This is a genomic window from Burkholderia sp. BCC1208 (assembly GCF_902833095.1).
GTDB lineage: Bacteria > Pseudomonadota > Gammaproteobacteria > Burkholderiales > Burkholderiaceae > Burkholderia.
Genome location: NZ_CADFDY010000011.1, coordinates 265552 through 286221, shown reverse-complemented (window position 1 = coordinate 286221; position 20670 = coordinate 265552). Strand labels below are relative to the sequence as shown.

Below are 20670 nucleotides of genomic sequence, written 5' to 3'. Positions count from 1 at the left end.
CGAGTGTATCTCATCGAATTGTAGAAAATCTACATGAAAATACTAGCGCAATTGTGATGATTCCGATGCGGGGCCGGCGAGGTGAATTAGGGTTTTCACTGATTAAAGCCTTGCTGGTGGCGGGAATAAGGGTTGCGAGCGAACTGATCTGCATTGCATGCTTGTAGTTTTTCTACTAGACTGCTCTCGTTCGATCGACGAAGCTCGACCGTCCCCACGATTCCAACCGCCGGTGTCGGCCGGCATACAGGAGCGCCCAGCATGACGTCGCTGCACCCCACTCTGGCGAAGGTCACCGAACGCGTGATCGCCCGCAGCCAATCGACCCGTTCCGCCTATCTGCAGCGCATCGACGGCGCGCAAGGCAAGTTCCCGGCACGCGGCGCGCTGTCGTGCGCGAACCTCGCGCACGGCTTCGCGGGCCTCGAGGGCAGCGACAAGTTCGCGATCAAGGCGATCCGCGAGCCGAACATCGGCATCGTGTCCTCGTACAACGAGATGCTGTCCGCGCACGCGCCGTACAAGGATTTCCCCGAGATCATCAAGGCGGCCGCGCGTGAAAACGGCGGGGTCGCGCAATTCGCGGGCGGCGTGCCGGCGATGTGCGACGGCGTCACGCAGGGCAACCCGGGCATGGAGCTGTCGCTGTTCTCGCGCGAGGCGATCGCGATGGGCACGGCGATCGCGCTCACGCACAACATGTTCGATGCGGCGCTCTGCCTCGGCATTTGCGACAAGATCGTGCCGGGCCTGCTGATCGGCGCGCTGCAGTTCGGCCACCTGCCGACGATCTTCGTGCCGGCCGGCCCGATGACGAGCGGCCTGTCGAACGACGACAAGGCGAAGATCCGCCAGCAGTTCGCGACCGGCCAGGTCGGCCGCGACGCGCTGCTCGAAGCCGAATCGGCCGCGTATCACGGCCATGGCACCTGCACGTTCTACGGCACCGCGAACAGCAACCAGATGCTGATGGAGCTGATGGGGCTGCACCTGCCGGGCTCGGCATTCGTTCACCCGCATACGCCGCTGCGCACCGCGCTGACGGCCGAGGCCGCGCGCCGCGTGCTCGATCTGACGGTCGAGCGCGGCCACTACACGCCGATCGGTCATGTGATCGACGAAAAGGCGATCGTCAACGGGATCGTCGCGCTGCTCGCGACGGGCGGCTCGACCAACCACACGCTGCACCTCGTCGCGATCGCGCGCGCGGCCGGCATCCTGATCGACTGGAACGACTTCGACGAGCTGTCGGCCGTCGTGCCGCTGCTCGCGAAGATCTACCCGAACGGCAAGGCCGACGTGAACCATTTCCATGCGGCGGGCGGTGTCGCGTTCCTGGTACGCAACCTGCTCGAAGGCGGGCTGCTGCACGAGGACGTGACGACGGTCGCGGGCAAGGGCCTTTCGCACTACACGAAGGAGCCGAAGCTGATCGACGGCAAGCTGACGTGGATCGACGGCGCGGCCGAGAGCCACGACACGAAGGTGCTGCGCGGCATTCGCGAGCCGTTCCAGCCGGACGGCGGCCTGCGCCTGATGCAAGGGCGGCTCGGCCGCGGCGTGATCAAGATCTCGGCGGTCGCGCCGGAGCACCGCAAGGTGACGGCGCCCGCGATCGTGTTCGACTCGCAGGAAGCCGTGCAGGAAGCGTTCGATCGCGGCGAACTGAAGCGCGATTTCGTCGCGGTGGTGCGCTTCCAGGGCGCGCGCGCCAACGGCATGCCCGAGCTGCACCGTTTGACGCCGCTGCTCGGCGTGCTGCAGGATCAGGGTTTCCACGTCGCGCTGGTGACCGACGGCCGCATGTCGGGCGCATCGGGCAAGGTGCCGGCCGTGATCCATGTGTCGCCGGAAGCGTTGCTGGCCGGCCCGATCGGCAAGGTGAAGACGGGCGACACGCTCGTGATCGACGCGGAAGCCGGCGTGCTCGACATCGAGGTCGACGACGCCGAGTGGCACGCGCGCCCGGTCGCGCAGCCGCGGCACCAGGCCGAGAACGAAGTCGGTTTCGGGCGCGAACTGTTCGGCGTGTTCCGCGCGGCCGCGGCGCCGGCCGAGCAGGGCGCATCGGTTTTCGGGACGCTGGTCGGCGAAACGGCCGTCAGCGTCGCCGCATGAATTTCAAGGAGCCAATTCAATGAAGACGATTGCTGAAATCGTGAAGCTGGGCCCGGTCATCCCGGTGCTCGCATTCGACTCGGTCGAGCAGGGCGAAAACGTGTCGCGGGCATTGCACGCGGGCGGCGTGAAGGTGCTCGAGATCACGCTGCGCACGCCGGCGGGCCTGGAGGCGATCCAGCGCGCGAGCCAGCTCGCGGACGACATCGTCGTCGGCGTCGGCACGATCACGAAGCCCGAGCACTGCGCGCAGGCCAAGCGCGCGGGCGCGAAATTCGGCGTATCGCCGGGCCTGACGAAGGACCTGCATCTCGCGTCGCTCGACGCCGGCCTGCCGCTGCTGCCGGGCGTGATGACGCCGAGCGACATCATCCAGGCGCTCGAATTCGGCTACGACATCGTGAAGTTCTTCCCCGCGCAGCAGGCGGGCGGCGTGCCGATGCTGCAGGCGTTCCACGGTCCGTTCCCGGCGCTGAAGTTCTGCCCGACCGGCGGCATCACGGTCGACACCGCGCCGAACTTCCTGAAACTGCCGAACGTCGTGTGCGTCGGCGGCTCGTGGCTCACGCCGAAGGCCGCACTCGCCGCGCAGGATTGGGCCGAAGTCACGCGCCTCGCGCAAGCGGCGAGCCAGCTGCCCCGTTAAAACTTGTACGAAATGACGAATTGACCCTCGGGATACAGGCGCTTAGTGCTTGTTTTACCGAGGGTTTTTGCTGATGGAACCGGTTCTATCCGCGGATCGCAAAGATAAGTAAAATTCAGCGTCCTGACGGGGGGTACCCCCGTGTTTCGGAGACCTGCATAGCCGGGCATACTCGCAACGACTCGCCCGGTTTCGAACAATTCTAGGAGGAGTGCCACATGGGGGCCGTACAAGGCAGCATGCTGCTCGTATTCACGCTGATCGCGATTGCCGCGCTGATCCTGATGATCGCGCGCTACAAGATCTACCCGTTCCTGGTGCTGATCATCGTTTCGCTCGGCCTCGGTCTCGTCGTCGGCATGCCGATGGACAAGATCGTCAAGTCGTTCGAAACGGGTACCGGCGGCACGCTCGGCCACATTGCGATCGTCGTCGGCCTCGGCACGATGCTCGGCAAGATGATGGCCGAATCGGGCGGCGCCGAACGGATCGCGACCACGCTGATCGACTGGTTCGGTGAAAAGAACATCCACTGGGCGATGATGTTCGTCGCGATCATCGTCGGCCTGCCGGTGTTCTTCGAAGTCGGCTTCGTGCTGCTGATCCCGATCGCGTTCAACGTCGCGAAGCGCACCGGCAAGTCGCTGCTCGTCGTCGGCCTGCCGATGGTGGCCGGCCTGTCGGTCGTGCACGGGCTGATCCCGCCGCACCCGGCCGCGCTGCTGGCCGTCCAGCAATACGGCGCCGATATCGGCAAGACGATCGCCTTCGGTCTGATCGTCGGCGTGCCGACCGCGATCATCGCGGGTCCGCTGTTCGCGCTGACGATCTCGAAGTTCGTGAAGCTGCCGGAAAACAACCCGCTCGCATCGCAATTCGTCGATTCGAATGCTGAGGGCCGCAAGCGCGAACTGCCGAGCTTCGGCATCACGCTGTTCACGATCCTGCTGCCCGTCGTGCTGATGCTCATCGGCAGCTGGGCCGACCTGGTGTTCGCGCCGAAGTCGCTGCCGAACAACCTGCTGCGCTTTGCCGGCAACTCGGACGTCGCGCTGCTGATCGCCGTGCTCGTGAGCTTCTTCACGTTCGGCAAGCTGCAGGGCTTCAACCGCGACCAGATCCAGAAGTTCTGCGGCGAGTGCCTGGCGCCGATCGCCGGCATCACGCTGATCGTCGGCGCGGGCGGCGGCTTCGGCGGCGTCCTGCGCGACAGCGGCATCTCGCAGCAGATCGTCGAGACCGCGAAGCACGCGCACCTGTCGCCGCTGCTGCTCGGCTGGTTCGTCGCGGCGCTGATGCGTCTCGCGACGGGTTCGGCGACGGTCGCGATGACGACGGCCTGCGGCATCGTCGCGCCGATCGCGGCGGCGGCCGGCACGACGGTCAGCCCGGAGCTGCTGGTGCTCGCGACGGGCTCGGGCTCGCTGATCTTCTCGCACGTGAACGACGGCGGTTTCTGGCTGATCAAGGAATACTTCGGGATGACGGTCGGTCAGACGTTCAAGACCTGGTCGCTGCTTGAAACCATCATCTCGGTGCTGGGTCTCAGTTTCACGTTGCTGCTGAGCATGGTTCTGTAACAAGGGGTAGTCAATGATTCTGATCGCAATGGGCGTGTCGGGCGCCGGCAAGTCGCTGATCGGCGAAATGCTGGCGGAACGCCTGTCGTGCAGCTATACCGACGGCGACGCGTTTCACAGCGCGGCGAACAAGGAAAAGATGCACCACGGCATTCCGCTGACCGATGAAGACCGCTGGCCGTGGCTGCGCACGATCCGCGCGGCCATCGAGGAAAAGCAGCGCGCGGGCGAGACGGCCGTGTTCACGTGCTCGTCGCTGAAGCGTTCGTACCGCGACGTGCTGCGCGGCACCGATACCGACGTGCGGTTCGTGTATCTGAAGGGCTCGTTCGAGGTGTTGCAAGAGCGCCTGAAGAGCCGCACCGGCCATTTCTTCGATCCGTCGCTGCTGAAAAGCCAGCTCGACACGCTCGAGGAGCCGGGCCCGGACGAAGCGATCGAGGTCAGCATCGAGCTGACGCCCGAGCAGATCGTCGATCAGGTCATGCTGAAGATCGGCCTCGCGCACTCGCACTGAGCGCGTTCGCGGTCATCGTCATGGAAAAGGCGCCTTCGGGCGCCTTTTTCGTTGGCGGGGCGTACGCGGGTCAGGCCGTCCGCGCGCGTTGCGCGATGCCGTCGAGCAGCACGTCGAGCATCGTGTCGTGCACGACGGCCGGATCGAGCCGCGCATAGAGCGGGGCGGCCGATTTGACGAGCGGATGCCCGGCGTCGGACAGCGCGTGCATTTCCGCGAGCTCGACATCGTTCGCGGCGCGCGTGAGGCCGCCCGCCTCGGCGGCGGCGAGGCCGATCACGCTCGCGTACCAGCCGACGCATACCGACGGCAGCGCCGCGCGCGGGATGCCGGCGTCGGTCAGTGCGCGATGCACGGCCTCGATGTGCGCGAGATCGGCCGGCCCCGTGCTCATGTGCCGCTGCAGCAGCGCGAACGCGGCCGGGTAGCGCAGCGCGAGCGCGCGGTACTGGCGCGCGAGGTCGCGCAGCCGTTCGCGCCACGGCTGCGACGGATCGACCGGCACGAGCGAGCGCGACAGCGCATTCGCGATCGCGCGGCTCAAGCCCTCCTTCGACTTGAAGTGATACAGCACGCTCATCGGGTCGCAGCCGACCGTTTGCGCGAGCTTGCGCACGCTGAACGCGGTTTCGCCGACGTCTTCGAGCAGCGCGAGCGCGGCGGCGACGATCGCGTCCTTGTCGAGACCGCGCGGGCCTTGGGCGGGTTTGTCTGTCATCGAGGCGGGCCGGCAGGCCGGCATGGCGCCGGCTGTAAACTTGACGAAAGCTTATTCTACACTGTAGAATTATTTCTGCGGTGTAGAAATTGGGTGTCCCGGCACCTTTCAATACGTGCTTTCGCACAGTCCGGGATCCAGGCGGCACGAGCGTGCCCGCCGTCAACACGGGCCCTCGCGCCTCTTTTCTCGTTGACTCCCATGTGGAACCGGCTGCCCCACCCGCGAAGCCAGAAGGCTCATCGACAGGCGGCCCCATCATGCAAGGTCAATCATGACGTCCGATAACAAACCCCTGATCCAGGGCGAAGCGCGTTTCGAGCAAACGCAACTGAACATCGAAAAAGACAACTGGAACTGGTGCGACCCGGCCCGCTACGACGGCGAGCGTCCGGCCAACTGGTACGAGGCGTCGCTGTCGCGCCATGAAAACGGCGCGCCGCTGACGCGCGACGCCGTCTGCGACGTGCTCGTGATCGGCGCGGGCCTGCTCGGCGCATCGGCGGCGCTGCATCTCGCGCAAGCGGGCGTCGACACGATCCTCGTCGACAAGCATCACGTCGGCTCGGCCGCGTCGGGCCGCAACGGCGGGCAGCTGACGCCCGGCCTCGCGCGCTGGGAAGCCGCCGACATGATCGACCACCTGTCGCACGCCGATGCGAAGCGGCTGTGGCGCTTCGCATCGGCCGAGTCGATGGGCCTCATCGACGAGATCGGCGCGCGTTACGCGCTCGATCTCGACCGCAAGCGCGGCCACGTCACGGCGGCGGTTCACCCCGGCCACATGAGCGCGCTGCTCGACGGCGCGGATGCGCGCCGCCATCTCGGCGATGCGGGCGTGACGCTCGTCGGCCGCCATCAGCTGCACGACGAATACGTGCGCTCGGGGCTGTATCACGGCGCGGCGATCGACGCGCTCGGCGGCCAGATTCACCCGCTCGCGCTGGTGCGCGGCATGGTGCACGGCTTCCGGCTGAACGGCGGCGCGCTGTTCGAGGGTACCGAGGTGCTCGAGCTCGAGGAGACGCCCGCGGGCGTCGTCGCGACGACGCCGGGCGGCACGATCACCGCGCGCCGCGGCGTCGTGCTCGCGCTGCACAACACGACGTTCCGGCTGCTCGACGACGGCGCGGGGACCACGGTGCCGTTCTTTACGTACGTGAGCGTGACGGCGCCGCTCGACGTCGACGTCGCGACGTTGATGCCGGCCGGCATGCCGGTGTACGACACGCAGTTCCAGATCGACTACTACCGGCCGGTGCGCGGCAACCGCCTGCTGTTCGGCGGGCAGGGCACCGGCAGTTGCTGGGCGCAGCCCGACGTCAACGCGTATCTGCTGACTCGCCTGAACACGGTGTTTCCGCAGGCGGACGGCAGCTTCGCGCTCGACTACTGCTGGAGCGGCGTCAGCGATTTCACGCTGAACGGCGCCACCGACAGCCGCAAGACCGACGGTCGCGTGCCGATGTACATGGTGCAGGGCTGGAGCGGCCACGGCGTCGCGCAGACGGTGCGGATCGGCCAGGCGATCTGCGACGATTTCGTCGGCCGCAACGATGATTTCTCGATGCTCACGGGCATCGACCATCGCGCGATTCCGCTCGGCCGGCAGTTGTCGCCGATCGCGATCCCGGCCGCGAAGGCCGCGATGAGCGTGATGAGCGCGCTCAACCCGGGCCGGATGATTTCGTTCTGATCTTCGCCCCGCGCGCGCCCATGAAAAAACCCGATGCGATTGCTCGCATCGGGTTTTTTGTCGGGCGACGGTGGTGCTTATGCGATCCGCTTCGCGAGTTCGACGGCCTTGCCGATGTACGATGCCGGCGTCATCGCGAGCAGGCGGTCCTTCGCGTCCTGCGGGATCGCGAGCGTGCCGACGAATTCCTGCAGCGCTTCGCGCGTGATGCCCTTGCCGCGCGTCAGCTCCTTCAGCTGCTCGTACGGGTTCTCGATGCCGTAGCGGCGCATCACCGTCTGCACCGGCTCCGCGAGCACTTCCCAGCAGTTGTCGAGATCGTCGTTCAGGCGCTGCGGGTTCACTTCGAGTTTGTCGAGGCCGCGGATCAGCGAATCGTACGCGAGCAGCGAGTAGCCGAGCGCGACGCCCATGTTGCGCAGCACCGTCGAGTCGGTCAGGTCGCGCTGCCAGCGCGACACCGGCAGCTTGTCGGCGAGGTGGCGCAGCGTCGCGTTCGCGAGGCCGAGGTTGCCTTCCGAGTTCTCGAAGTCGATCGGGTTGACCTTGTGCGGCATCGTCGACGAGCCGATTTCGCCGGCCTTCGTCTTCTGCTTGAAGTAGCCCACCGAGATGTAGCCCCACACGTCGCGGTCGAGATCGAGCAGGATCGTGTTCGCGCGCGCGACGGCGTCGAACAGCTCGGCCATGTAGTCGTGCGGCTCGATCTGGATCGTGTACGGGTTGAACGTGAGCTTCAGGCGGTTTTCGATCACGTCGCGCGAGAACGCTTCCCAGTCAAATTCCGGATACGCGGAAAGATGCGCGTTGAAGTTGCCGACCGCCCCGTTCATCTTGCCGAGGATCTCGACCTTCTCGATGCGCGCGATCGCGCGGGCGAGGCGGGCGGCGACGTTCGCGAGTTCCTTGCCGAGCGTCGTCGGGCTGGCCGGCTGGCCGTGCGTGCGCGACAGCATCGGCTGTTCGGCGTGTGCGTGCGCGAGTGCGACGAGGCGCTGGTAGACCGTGCGCAGCGCCGGCAGGATCACGTGTTCGCGCGCGCCGGCGAGCATCATCCCGTGCGACGTGTTGTTGATGTCCTCGGACGTGCACGCGAAGTGGATGAATTCGCTGGCCTTCTCGAGTTCGGCCTGGCCCTTCACCGATTCCTTCAGCCAGTATTCGACGGCCTTCACGTCGTGGTTCGTCACGCGCTCGATTTCCTTGATGCGCGCGGCGTCGTGCGCGGTGAAGCGCTCGGCGAGCTGCAGCAGGAACTGCTCGGACGCTTCCGAGAAGCGCGGGACTTCCGCGAAGCCGGCGCGCGACAGCGCGATCAGCCAGTGCACCTCGACGGTGACGCGGTGGCGCATGAAGGCGGCTTCGGAGAGCCAGTCGCGCAGCGCTTCGGTCTTGCTGGCGTAGCGGCCGTCGATGGGCGAGAGCGCGGTGAGGGCGAAAAGCGTATCGGGACGAGTGTCGGACATGATCGGGCGGGGCCTTGAGGCCGGGTCGAGCGAGGGGAGGGAATCCGGTATTTTACCATCGGCGCGGGACGATTCCGGCCGAACCGGTCCGGTGCGCGGGCGCCACGGGCGAGCGATGCGCGGGCGGCGCGCGAATGGCCAGCCGGCAGGCGCTCGCGCCGGCTCGTCGGGCCGCCGGCCGGGCCGCCGGCGCGGCCTGCCCGCCGGTAGAATGCAGGCTTCTTCCCGACCGCCGCCCGCCGCGCCCGCCCGCATGGAACTGAAATGGCTCGAAGACTTCGTCTCGCTCGCGGAAACGCGCAGCTTTAGCCGGTCCGCCGAGCTGCGGCACGTGTCGCAGCCGGCGTTTTCGCGGCGCATCCAGGCGCTCGAGGCGTGGCTCGCGACCGAGCTGATCGATCGCTCGGTCTATCCGACCCGGCTCACGCAGGCCGGGCAGATCTTCTACGAGCAGGCGCTGACGATGCTGTCGCAGGCGCACGAGGCAAGGACGCTGCTGCGCGGCCACGTCGGCGCGCCGGTGCCGACGATCGAATTCGCGGTGCCGCACACGCTGTCGCTCACGTATTTCCCGCGCTGGCTCGAGCGGATCGAGGCGAAGATGGGCCAGGTTCACACGCGGCTGCGCGCGCTGAACGTGCACGACGCGGTGCTATCGCTCGTCGAGGGCGGCTGCGACCTCGTGATGGGCTACCACCACCCGAGCCACCCGGTCGCGCTCGACCCGGCTCGCTACGACATGCTGATTCTCGGCAGCGAGCCGATCAGCCCGTTCTCGGCGCCCGGCCGCGCGGGCCGGCCGCGCCATACGCTGCCGGGCGCGGCCGACGCGCGCGTGCCGTATCTGTCGTATACGCCGAACGCGTATCTCGGCCGGATGACCGAAGTCATCATCGCGAACGCGCCGACGCGGCTGTTCCTCGATCGCGTGTACGAAACCGACATGGCCGAAGGGCTGAAAGCGATGGCGCTTGCGGGCCACGGCGTCGCGTTCCTGCCGCACAGCGCGGTCGACGATGCGGTCGCGGGCGGCCGGCTGATCCGGCTCGACCGGTCGGCGCGCGGCGGCGGCGCGCATCCGTTCACGTTGACGATGGAGATCCGGCTGTACTGCGACAAGCTCGCGCTGCAGGGCGACGATCCGCGCCAGAAGCTCGTGCGCGCGCTGTGGGAGGTCGTGCGCGACGAACTGCGCGAGGCCTCCGGCGATACCGCCGGTTAACCGCCGACGGTTAATCCGGCGCCGATCGGCCGGCCGGCTGACGGCGGCCTTGCAGCGCCTGTCGGACGGCTGTCCGCCGGCCGGCCCGCGCGCTGGCCAACCGATTTTTCACGAACGCGATGCCCGGCGGATCGCGGGCGTTCTTGCGCAAATCGACCGCGATTTTGCGAAAAATCGCGATCATGCAAGAAACGCATAATCGAATAAACAAACGGCATTGGATAAAAAAAACGGCTTTTTCGACAATGTGCGCAATCCGTTGAACGTTGGAGCATCCATGTCTTCGCAACAGCAGTCCATCCCGTCCTACCTGCACGCCGACGATCTCGGCCCGTGGGGCAACTATCTTCGGCAGGTCGATCGCGTCGCGCCGTACCTCGGTTCGCTGTCGCGCTGGCTCGAAACGCTGAAGCGCCCGAAGCGCATCCTGATCGTCGACTGCCCCATCGAGCTCGACAACGGCACCGTCGCGCACTTCGAGGGCTATCGCGTGCAGCACAACGTGTCGCGCGGCCCGGGCAAGGGCGGCGTGCGCTACCACCAGGACGTGACGCTGTCGGAAGTGATGGCGCTGTCGGCATGGATGTCCGTGAAGAACGCGGCCGTGAACGTGCCGTACGGCGGCGCGAAGGGCGGCATCCGCGTCGACCCGCGCAAGCTGTCGCGCGGTGAGCTCGAGCGCGTGACGCGTCGCTACACCAGCGAAATCGGCATCATCATCGGCCCGAACACCGACATTCCGGCGCCGGACGTCAACACCAACGAACAGGTGATGGCGTGGATGATGGACACCTACTCGATGAACCAGGGCCAGACGTCGACCGGCGTCGTGACCGGCAAGCCGATCGCGCTCGGCGGCTCGCTCGGCCGCAAGGAAGCGACGGGCCGCGGCGTGTTCGTCGTCGGCTGCGAAGCGGCGAAGAAGAAGGGCCTGGAAATCGAAGGCGCGCGCATCGCGGTGCAGGGCTTCGGCAACGTCGGCGGCATCGCGGCGAAGCTGTTCCAGGAAGCGGGCGCGAAGGTGATCGCGGTGCAGGATCACACGGGCACGATCTACCAGCCGGCCGGCCTCGATTCGAACAAGCTGCTCGACCACGTCGCACGCACGGGCGGCGTCGCGGGCTTCGAAGGCGCCGAGCCGATGCCGAACGACGAGTTCTGGACGGTCGAGACCGACATCCTGATCCCGGCGGCGCTGGAAAACCAGATCACCGAGAAGAACGCGGCGAAGATCCGCACGAAGATCATCGTCGAAGGCGCGAACGGCCCGACGACGACGGCGGCCGACGACATCCTGAGCGCGAACGGCGTGCTCGTGATCCCCGACGTGATCGCGAACGCAGGCGGCGTGACCGTGTCGTACTTCGAGTGGGTGCAGGATTTCTCGAGCTTCTTCTGGACGGAAGACGAGATCAACCACCGTCTCGAGCGCGTGATGCGCGAAGCGTTCGCCGGCGTGTGGGCGGTCGCGGAAGAGCACAAGGTGACGGTGCGTACGGCGGCGTTCATCGTCGCGTGCAAGCGCATCCTGATGGCGCGCGAAATGCGCGGCCTCTATCCCTGATCGTAGATGATGATCGATTCATGACGCAATCCACCCGATTGGGGATATGAACCCTCGCGGGCGATGCCGGATCCGGCATCGCCCGCGCGCGCATTCGGCGTGCCCGGAGCCGGGAGGACGGCTCCGCACAGGGCGATTCGTAGTGCGGTAAACAACCAGTACTTTCAAAAATATTACTTTGATACACTGGCGCGGGTTTTAGCCAAGGAGATGACCAAAAATGAAATACCACAAGGCAGTCCTGATGGTGGCGGCGCTTTGCGCGTTCGCAAGCGGCGCGCACGCTCAGGAGACGGGCACGCTGAAGAAGATCAAGGACACGGGCGTGATCGCGCTGGGCCACCGCGAATCGTCGATTCCGTTCTCCTACTATGACCAGAACCAGCAGGTGGTCGGCTATTCGCGCGACTTCCAGCTGAAGGTCGTGGACGCGGTGAAGAAGAAGCTGAATCTGCCGAACCTGCAGGTGAAGAACATCCCCGTCACGTCGCAGAACCGTATTCCGCTGGTACAGAACGGCACGGTCGACATCGAGTGCGGCTCGACGACCAACAACGTCGAGCGTCAGCAGCAGGCCGCGTTCTCCGACACGATCTTCGTGATCGGCACGCGCCTGATGACGAAGAAGGATTCCGGCGTCAAGGATTTCGCCGACCTGAAGGGCAAGACGGTCGTGACGACTGCCGGCACGACGTCGGAGCGCCTGCTGCGCAAGATGAACAACGACAAGCAGCTCGGCATGAGCATCATCAGCGCGAAGGATCACGGCGATTCGTTCAACACGCTGGAATCGGGCCGCGCGGTCGCGTTCATGATGGATGACGCGCTGCTCGCGGGCGAGCGCGCGAAGGCGAAGCAGCCGGGCGAGTGGGTGATCGTCGGCACGCCGCAATCGGAAGAGGCTTACGGCTGCATGATGCGCAAGGGCGACACCGACTTCAAGAAGGTCGTCGACGACGCGATCTCGCAAGTCGAGAAGTCGGGCGAAGCAGCGAAGATCTACGCGAAGTGGTTCGAGAACCCGATCCCGCCGAAGGGGCTGAACCTGAACTTCCCGCTGTCCGAGTCGATGAAGAAGCTGTACGCGAACCCGAACGACAAGGCGCTCGACTGACCACACTGCCGTTGATGCAGAAATGACGCTCATGAGACGGAAGAGGCCATGCTTCTTCCGTTTCTTTTTGCTGGAGTCTTGCCCATGTCTTACCACTGGAACTGGGGCATCTTCCTGAGCCCCGTGTCGACCGGCGAGCCGACGACTTATTTCGGATGGCTGGTGTCCGGCTTCTGGGTGACGGTCGAAGTGTCGCTCGCCGCCTGGGTCATCGCGCTGATCGTCGGATCGCTGTTCGGCGTGCTGCGCACCGTGCCGAACAAATGGCTGGCCGCGATCGGCACCGTCTACGTGTCGATCTTCCGGAACATTCCGCTGATCGTGCAGTTCTTCGTCTGGTATCTCGTGATACCCGAGCTGCTGCCCGCGTCGATCGGCACCTGGATCAAGCAGTTGCCGCCCGGCACGCAGTTCTTTACCGCGTCGATCATCTGTCTCGGCCTGTTCACGGGCGCGCGCGTGTGCGAACAGGTGCGCTCGGGGATCAACGCGCTGCCGAAGGGCCAGCGCGCGGCCGGCCTCGCGATGGGCTTCACGCAATGGCAGACGTATCGCTACGTGCTGCTGCCCGTGGCGTACCGGATCATCGTGCCGCCGCTTACGTCGGAATTCCTGAACATCTTCAAGAACTCCGCCGTCGCGTCGACGATCGGCCTGCTCGATCTGTCCGCGCAGGCGCGCCAGCTCGTCGACTACACCGCGCAGACCTACGAGTCGTTCATCGCGGTCACGCTCGCCTACGTGCTGATCAACCTCGTCGTGATGGCGTTCATGCGCTGGATCGAAGGCCGTACGCGGCTGCCCGGCTATATCGGAGGCAAGTGATGCATCAGTTCGACTGGAGTAGTATTCCCGGCGCGCTGCCGACGCTGTGGTCGGGCGCGATCGTCACGTTCAAGATCACGCTGATCGCGATCGTGGTCGGGATCGTCTGGGGCACGGTGCTGGCGCTGCTGCGGCTGTCCGGCGTGAAGCCGCTCGCGTGGTTCGCGAAAGCGTACGTGACGGTGTTTCGCTCGATCCCGCTCGTGATGGTGCTGCTGTGGTTCTTCCTGATCGTGCCGCAGCTGCTGCAGGGCGTGCTCGGGCTGTCGCCGACGATCGACATCCGCCTCGCGTCGGCAATGGTCGCGTTCTCGTTGTTCGAAGCCGCGTATTATTCCGAGATCATCCGCGCCGGCATCCAGTCGGTGCCGCGCGGGCAGGTGAATGCCGCGTTCGCGCTCGGGATGAACTACGCGCAGGCGATGCGCCTCGTGATCCTGCCGCAGGCGTTCCGCGCGATGGTGCCGCTGCTGCTCACGCAGGCGATCGTCCTGTTCCAGGATACGTCGCTCGTGTACGTGATCAGTCTCGCGGACTTCTTCCGCACGGCCGCCAACATCGGCGATCGCGACGGCACGACCGTCGAGATGGTCCTGTTCGCCGGCGCATGCTATTTCGTGATTTGCTCGTTGGCGTCTGTTCTCGTCAAGGGTCTCCAGAAAAAGGTCACACGATGATTTCCATCAAGAACGTTTCGAAGTGGTACGGCCAGTTCAAGGTCCTCACCGATTGCACGACCGAGGTCAAGAAAGGCGAAGTGGTCGTCGTGTGCGGCCCGTCGGGCTCCGGCAAGTCGACGCTGATCAAGACCGTGAACGGCCTGGAGCCGTTCCAGCAGGGCGAGATCCTCGTGAACGGCCAGTCGGTCGGCGACAAGAAGACGAACCTGTCGAAGCTGCGCTCGAAGGTCGGGATGGTGTTCCAGCATTTCGAGCTGTTCCCGCACCTGTCGATCACCGAGAACCTGACGCTCGCACAGATCAAGGTGCTCGGCCGCGGCAAGGACGAAGCGGCCGAGAAGGGCATGAAGCTGCTCGATCGCGTCGGCCTGAAGGCGCATGCGCACAAGTTTCCGGGCCAGCTGTCGGGCGGCCAGCAGCAGCGTGTCGCGATCGCGCGCGCGCTGTCGATGGACCCGATCGCGATGCTGTTCGACGAACCGACGTCCGCGCTCGATCCCGAGATGATCAACGAGGTGCTCGACGTGATGGTGCAACTCGCGAAGGAAGGGATGACGATGATGGTCGTCACGCACGAGATGGGCTTCGCGAAGAAGGTCGCCCATCGCGTGATCTTCATGGATCAGGGCGCGATCGTCGAGGACGACCGCAAGGAGGATTTCTTCGCGAATCCGAAGTCGGATCGCGCGAAGGACTTCCTCGCGAAGATTCTGCACTGAGCGCTCGCGCGTCCTGCGCGCACCCATGCAAAAACCGCCCGGCAAGTAGCCGGGCGGTTTTTTTTCGTCGGCCGCCGGGCGTTACCAGCTGTACCGGTAGCCGACCTGCCCGACGATCCCGCGCCGGTAATCGCCGCCGATGTTGCGCGCGATCTTCGCATTCGCGTACAGCTCGCCGGACTTGCCGAAGCCGGCCGTCACGCCGACGCCGAGCTCGTACCACGTGCGCCCGAGATGCGTCGCGAACGGCGTGCCGCCGACGACGGTCTGCCCCGGCGACAGGAAGTCGTGCAGCACGTCGGCCGTGAAGTACGGCGTCGCGGCGCCGCCGCCCGCGTCCGACTGGAGGTTCGGCCGGAAGATGCGCACGCCGACGCGGCCGCGCAACGCATTCGTCGTCGTGCCCGACACGGCCGACACGTTGTCGTTGAAGCCGTTCAGCTTCAGATACTGATACATCAACTGCGCCTGCGGCTCGACCGCGACCGGCAACGTGCCGATCGCGAACGGCTTGCCGACTTCCTGCGACAGCGCGACGCCGAAGCCGTTCTGCGACGCTTCGTTGCCGTAGCTGTCGCGATAGCGGTTGCCGTAGTGCGTGAGCTGTCCGACGCTGTCGAAGTAGGTGCCGTCGGACAGGTAGCGCGTCCAGTAGCCGCCGACGCTCTGCGCGTGCATCTCGACCGAGCCCGTCGACGTCGACAGGTCGGGCGAGCTCGCGCGCGCCATGTCGCTGAAGCTCGCATTCGACACGCCGATGCTGGCCGTGACGCCCGCATGCGTGCTGCCGGCGCCGTTCGGCGCCTGGTCGAGGGTCCAGTCCTTGCCGAACTGCGCGAAGAACGTGCGTTCGTCGGCCGAGAAGCGGCCCGCGTTCGCATCGAGGCTCTGGCCGCCGATGCGCCCCCACACGCCGTCGCGATTGCCGGGCTGCTGCTGCTCGACGTTGTAGATGTCGCCGACGCGCTCGTGCAGCCGGCCGAGCGTCGAGAAGCCGTAGTCGGCGTTCAGCAGCGGCGTCATCGCGTAGCCGGAGACGCCCGGACGATACGCGAGCGCGCCGCCGTTGCCGTTGCCATTCCCGTCGCTGCCGCCGTCGCCGCCGCCGGACGGGTGGATCGGGTCGCCGGGGTCGGTCTGGTCGAGTTGCGAACGCAGGTACCAGCCGTTCGCATCACTTTGCCCGCCGCGATAGAGTCGGTACTCATAGGCGCCGGCCTGTACCGGACCCGCGAGATGGAACGCCGACGCGGCGGTCGTGCCGCCGTTGGCCGTGACGACCACGGGAATCCCGTCGCCGGTCGTCCGCGCGCCGGTGCCGGCCGTGTTGGCGATCTTCAGGCCGGTCGTGCCGCTCGCCGCGCCGCCGTTCACGATCAGCCGGTCGGTCGGCGACGCGTCGGCGCCCAGATACGTGTTCAGCGCGATCGTGCCGCCATTGCCGACGTAGCCGCCGGTCGTCAGCGTCTTGTAGCTGCCGGTCAGCGTCGGCGAGCCGGTCGGCGCGGCGAACGCGACGAGGCCCGCGTTGCTCAGGCGGCTCACGACCGAGCTGCCCGTCATGCGCCACGTGCTCGTGCCGTCGATGGTCAGCGCGACCGGGTCGATCTTCCCGGTCAGCGTCGTGCCGTTCGCGAGGAACACGTTGCCGGTGCTCGACGCGTCGGAAACGATGTCGCCCGCGAGGTTCACCGCCGATGCGTCGAACGTGACCGTGCTGCCGTTCGTGAGGTTCAGCAGCGTGCCGTTGCCGGCCGTCACGACCGTGCCGTTGCGCACCGCGATGTTGGCCGTGCCGCCGCGCGCGGCGAAGGCCGGCCCGGTGGCGGACGTCACGCTGCCGCCGTCGACGAGTACCGAGCTGGCCGCGCCGTTCGCGAGCGTGTCCGACGTCAGCACGCCGGCCGTCGCGCCCGTGAGCGCCGTGCCGGTCAACGCGAGCACGCCGCCGCTGTTCGCGGTTGCGCCGTTGCCGGCCGCGCTGGCGAGCGACGACCCCGCATCGGCGATGCGGCCGCCGTTTTGCACGACGATGGCGTCGGCCGCGCCCCCCGATGTCGAAATTTTCGTGCCCGACAGCAGGGCCGTCGCGCCGGCGTCCATGACGATCGCATGGGCGTTCGTGCCGGTCGTCGCGACGGTCGTTCCATTGGCCGTGAGTGTGGAATCGGCCCCGGACACGAACAGGCCGCGCGCATCGGCGCCCGCCGTGCGGACGACCGTGGCCGCATCGGTCGCGATGCGCGCGCCCGCGCCGGTCGACGTCAGGCCGGCGGCGCCGTTGCCGGTCGTGGCGACCTGCGTGCCGGACAGCGCGATCGTTGCATTCGCACCGAGGTTGCGGATCCCGCTGCCCGACCCGCCGACCGCGATCGACGTCGCGCCGGCCGCGATACCGCCGCCCGCGACGGTCGAGTCGATCAGCACGCCGTCGGCGCTGCCGTTCGCGATGACGGTGCCGGCGCCCGATAGCGCGACCGATGCACCGGCCCCCGTCAGGCGCACGCCCGCGATGCCGTCGTCGGCTTCGATCGATCCCGCATTGGCGAGCGTGGCCGACGCACCCTGCACGAGCGCGCCCGTGCCGTTGGAGACCCGGATCGTCGACGCGTTGTTCACCGTGCCGAGCGTGCCGGCCACGACACCCGTCGAGCCGGCGCCGGTCAGCAACACCGTGCCGCGATTCTCGAGCGTGCCGAGGTTTTGCGCGATGAAGCCGGTCACGCCGGCGGTCGACGACGTGACGGCGGCATCGTTGGTCAGCGTCGTCGCGACCGGCGCGCCGGCATTCGCGCCGGCGAGATCGTGCGCCTGGCCGTCGACGATGCCCGCGGTCGCGCCGGCCGCGCTCAGGCCGATCGTCGCCCCGGCGTCGATCGTGCCCTTCGCGCCGCCTTCCACGGCGATCGCAACGCCGTTCGCGCCCTTGACGTTGTAGATCGCGTTGCCGGTCGACAACGTGGTGCCCGCGTCGGTCGCCAGTACGCCGCGCGCCCGCTGGCCGTTGACGTCGGTCGTCAGCGCGCCGGCCGCCGACGTACCCGCGTAGGCCGCGCCGCCGGCGACGCGGAACAGCGTCGAATCGTCGGTATCGACGCTCAGGTGCTGCGCGGCGACGTTGATCGTCGAGCCTGCGCCGTATGCATAGAAGCCGATCTGGTGGGTGCCGGACGTGAAGGCCGGCACGGCGTTCGCACCGACGTCGATCGTCGCGCCCGAACGCGCATGCACGCCGATCGCGCCGACGCCGGTCAGGTTGAGCGCACCGTCGATCGTGGCCTTCGCGAGCGGCCCCTCGGCCCAGACGCCGTAGTTGCGCGTGCCCGACGCGGGATCGAGACCGCCGGCCACGTTGATCGTGCCGGTCGACGTCGCGGCCGTCGCATGCGTGCCGGTCCCGACGACCATGATGCCGATGCCGTTTACGCCATTCAGCGTGATCGTGCCCGTGTTGGTCACGTCCGCCGCGGTGTCGGCGGCGAGCATGCCGACGTTGGCGAGCGGCGTGCCGGGCGCGGCGCCGTTGACGACGATCGCGCCCGCGTTGGTCAGCGTGCCGGCGGTCGACCCGATGCTCGCCAGCGCGGCGCCGTTCTGCATCTGCGCGCCGATCACGATCGTGCCGAGGTTGCTCGCGGTGCCCGACGCGCCGAGAAGAATGCCGTACGCGTGCGCGGACAGCGCGACGTCGTTCGCGGCTTCGGGCGACGCGGCGTCGTACTGCGCGGCGCGGCCGAGATAGATCGTGCCGCCGGCTTCGTTCGTGAAGCTGCCGCCGGCGACGAGGCCGCCGATCACCTGGCTGTCGAGCGTCGTCGCGTTGACGCCGACGTTGATCGTGCCGGCGTTCGACGCGCGCGCGCCGTCCGTGGCGGCGACCGCGTAGTTCTGCAGGTCGGGGCGCGTGCCGTTGAAGGTCCACGCGCCGACGTTCATCACGCCGTTGTTGACGAAAGTCGTGCCGGCGCCGTTCGCGTAGATGCCGCTGCCCTCGGTGTACGCGCCGAGGCTGAAGTTGTAGGGCAGCGCCGCGCCGCCCGTGTTGAAGTTGTCGCCGGCTGCGTAGCCGGACGAGATCACGCCGTTGTTCACGCCGCTCGCGCCGGTCAGCAGGCGCACGAGCGTGAAGTCGCCCGACAGCCGTCCGTCGTTGACGAAGTGCGCGCCGTTTTCGGCGAGGACCGCCGAGCTCGAATCGATCGTGTTGGTGCCGCGGAAGTCGATCTGGCCGTCCTTGCCGATGTGCAGCGTCGCGTTTGCGCCGGTGCCGTGCATGACCGTCAGGTAGTCCATCTGCAGCGTGTTCTTGTCGCCGGGCGACACGTTGTTCGCATACTCGAACGATTGCGTGGAGAACGTGACGGCCTGGCCGAATGCGTGGTCGTAGGCGGCCTGCGAGCCGAGTGCGCCGCTCTGGACCGAGCGCACGAGAAAAGTGTTGTACGCGGCGAGCGACGCGGCGTCAGTGACCGTCCATGCGCTGCCGTCGAAGGCCGTGAAAGTGCCTGCATACGCCGGCACGTCGAGCAGCACGTGGCTGACGGGGCCGCCGCTCGCGAGATAGTCGCCGGTGCCGAGCCAGACCTGGTTGCGCGAGTTCCAGTTGACGACGCTTTGCGCGGTGCCCGTGCCGTCCGCGACGAACAGGTCGGTCTGCTTCGGCGCCATCGTGATCGCGTTGCCGGCCGCCGTCGGCGCGCCCGCCGGATCGCCGATCGACACGTCGAGCGTGCCGCCGGAGCGATCGACGGTGCCGATCCGCGTGTTCACGTACTGGTTGCCGTTCACGTCGTGATAGACCGGCACGTTGGTCGAGCCGGCGCTCGATGCAGCGAACGCACCCGAATCATAGGTCGCGACCGACGTATGGCTGCCGGTGATCGAGTCGGGCGTGCTGACGCTGCGCGTCTTGCCGCCGATCGACAGCAGCGGCTGGTCGGGGTTGCCCGATACGACGGACGTGCTGCCGAGCGGCGTCAGCGTATAGCCCATGTCGCCGGTCGCGCCGGTCCAGGCACCCGTCAGGCCGACCCGGTCGCCGCCCGACACGGTCGTGGCGCCGGCCAGGTTGTCGTTGACCGTCGGGCTGAAGCTGTCCAGCGTGCAGGTGCCGCCGTTCGCGATTGCGGCGCCGCCGCCGCAGGTCGATGCGTGCGCGGCGCCGGCCGACAGAGCCGCCAGTGCGGCGCCGAGCGCCGCGACGCGAAGCGGCGACCGGCGCGTCGTTGCGCGCGTGGTGCGGCGGCTTGAACCCGATGCGCTGGCCGAGCGCTTGCCGCGCGCCCGGGTCGTTTCCGCAACCGCGACCCAGCAGCCGGCGGCCTCGCTCCATATCGATCGAAATGAGTGATTCACGACATACCCCTCTTTCTTCTTTTTGACGTGGCATTCGCCGCCATTCGGCGAATTCGCATTCCGCGGTGGGGAAATGATCCGAAGGGGCGTGCGGCGGCTGTGGCTGCGTGTCGCGCCAATCGTGTTTCGTTACACCGAGGATTGGCGCAGTCTACTGATTCCGGTGGCCGTCGATTATCGAGAAATGGGAAACTGTAATGATGCGAACCGTAATGCGCGGTATTTTTGATTTGTGTGGTTGATCGAACCGAAGGCCATGGTGGTGGCGGGCTCGGGAGGATTTTGTGAAGATCCAGAAGGGCTGCCGGAGTAGGTGGGATAGCGCACGGTTCCGGCGGACGGGGTGCGCTAAAATGCGGGTCCCGGATTTTATTGTTTTAATTGGTGGTTATTTTTCTTGTCTCGCCTTTTATTTATTTTCGCTTGTAAATTAATAAAATCAAGAAAATG

At 66.7% G+C, this 20670-nt stretch carries 15 protein-coding genes; 11 read left to right on the top strand and 4 right to left on the bottom strand.

What is annotated here, in order from left to right:
* The first annotated feature begins 261 nt into the window (after positions 1-261).
* The 4 genes from edd to HWX09_RS26695 all read left to right on the top strand — a co-directional run bounded on the left by edd (position 262) and on the right by HWX09_RS26695 (position 4861).
* Entirely contained in the window at positions 262-2118 is a 1857-nt protein-coding gene (edd, locus tag HWX09_RS26710; RefSeq protein WP_027783543.1) for a phosphogluconate dehydratase, read from the top strand.
* 19 nt (positions 2119-2137) lie between these two features.
* Positions 2138-2764 (top strand): bifunctional 4-hydroxy-2-oxoglutarate aldolase/2-dehydro-3-deoxy-phosphogluconate aldolase, encoded by a 627-nt coding sequence (gene eda / locus HWX09_RS26705; protein WP_027783544.1) that lies wholly within the window; start codon positions 2138-2140, stop codon positions 2762-2764.
* Positions 2765-2982: 218 nt separating this feature from the next.
* Complete coding sequence (locus tag HWX09_RS26700; protein ID WP_027783545.1) at positions 2983-4344, top strand: GntP family permease; 1362 nt, start codon at positions 2983-2985, stop codon at positions 4342-4344.
* A gap of 13 nt (positions 4345-4357) precedes the next feature.
* Entirely contained in the window at positions 4358-4861 is a 504-nt protein-coding gene (locus tag HWX09_RS26695) for a gluconokinase (protein ID WP_027783546.1), read from the top strand.
* A gap of 70 nt (positions 4862-4931) precedes the next feature.
* Here the strand turns inward: HWX09_RS26695 and HWX09_RS26690 are convergent, their stop codons facing one another.
* Positions 4932-5579, bottom strand: coding sequence for a TetR/AcrR family transcriptional regulator C-terminal domain-containing protein (locus HWX09_RS26690; RefSeq protein WP_027783547.1), 648 nt, complete (start codon positions 5577-5579; stop codon positions 4932-4934).
* A 274-nt stretch (positions 5580-5853) separates the two neighbouring features.
* Between HWX09_RS26690 and HWX09_RS26685 the strand changes: the two genes are divergently transcribed.
* Positions 5854-7275, top strand: a complete 1422-nt coding sequence (locus HWX09_RS26685; protein ID WP_027783548.1) for an FAD-dependent oxidoreductase — start codon at positions 5854-5856, stop codon at positions 7273-7275.
* 77 nt (positions 7276-7352) lie between these two features.
* Here HWX09_RS26685 and purB read toward each other — a convergent pair whose 3' ends face one another.
* Entirely contained in the window at positions 7353-8741 is a 1389-nt protein-coding gene (gene purB, locus HWX09_RS26680; protein WP_027783549.1) for an adenylosuccinate lyase, read from the bottom strand.
* 253 nt (positions 8742-8994) lie between these two features.
* On the opposite strand from purB, the gene HWX09_RS26675 reads away from it, so the two are divergent.
* Positions 8995-9963, top strand: coding sequence for a LysR substrate-binding domain-containing protein (locus tag HWX09_RS26675; protein WP_027783550.1), 969 nt, complete (start codon positions 8995-8997; stop codon positions 9961-9963).
* Positions 9964-9973: 10 nt separating this feature from the next.
* On the opposite strand, the gene HWX09_RS26670 is transcribed toward HWX09_RS26675, so the two are convergent.
* Positions 9974-10147: a hypothetical protein gene (locus HWX09_RS26670; protein WP_155257341.1), complete on the bottom strand. Its 174-nt coding sequence runs from the start codon at positions 10145-10147 to the stop codon at positions 9974-9976.
* 93 nt (positions 10148-10240) lie between these two features.
* Between HWX09_RS26670 and HWX09_RS26665 the strand changes: the two genes are divergently transcribed.
* The 5 genes from HWX09_RS26665 (at position 10241) to HWX09_RS26645 (ending at position 14865) form a co-directional block, all read left to right on the top strand.
* Positions 10241-11527 (top strand): Glu/Leu/Phe/Val dehydrogenase, encoded by a 1287-nt coding sequence (locus HWX09_RS26665; protein ID WP_027783551.1) that lies wholly within the window; start codon positions 10241-10243, stop codon positions 11525-11527.
* Positions 11528-11747: 220 nt separating this feature from the next.
* A complete protein-coding gene (locus HWX09_RS26660; RefSeq protein ID WP_027783552.1) occupies positions 11748-12641 on the top strand; it encodes a glutamate/aspartate ABC transporter substrate-binding protein in 894 nt (297 codons plus the stop codon).
* Between the two features lie 84 nt (positions 12642-12725).
* Positions 12726-13466 carry an amino acid ABC transporter permease gene (locus HWX09_RS26655; RefSeq protein ID WP_027783553.1) on the top strand — a complete coding sequence of 247 codons (741 nt, stop codon included), beginning with the start codon at positions 12726-12728 and terminating at the stop codon, positions 13464-13466.
* Positions 13466-14143: a glutamate/aspartate ABC transporter permease GltK gene (gene gltK / locus HWX09_RS26650; protein ID WP_027783554.1), complete on the top strand. Its 678-nt coding sequence runs from the start codon at positions 13466-13468 to the stop codon at positions 14141-14143. The genes HWX09_RS26655 and gltK overlap by 1 nt, the downstream gene beginning before the upstream one ends.
* Entirely contained in the window at positions 14140-14865 is a 726-nt protein-coding gene (locus HWX09_RS26645; RefSeq protein WP_027783555.1) for an amino acid ABC transporter ATP-binding protein, read from the top strand. Before gltK ends, HWX09_RS26645 begins: the two co-directional genes overlap by 4 nt.
* 81 nt (positions 14866-14946) lie before the next feature.
* On the opposite strand, the gene HWX09_RS26640 is transcribed toward HWX09_RS26645, so the two are convergent.
* The gene (locus HWX09_RS26640; RefSeq protein ID WP_027783556.1) at positions 14947-20220 is read right to left on the bottom strand and encodes an autotransporter outer membrane beta-barrel domain-containing protein; all 5274 of its coding nucleotides are present in this window, start codon (positions 20218-20220) and stop codon (positions 14947-14949) included.
* Positions 20221-20670 lie beyond the last annotated feature (450 nt).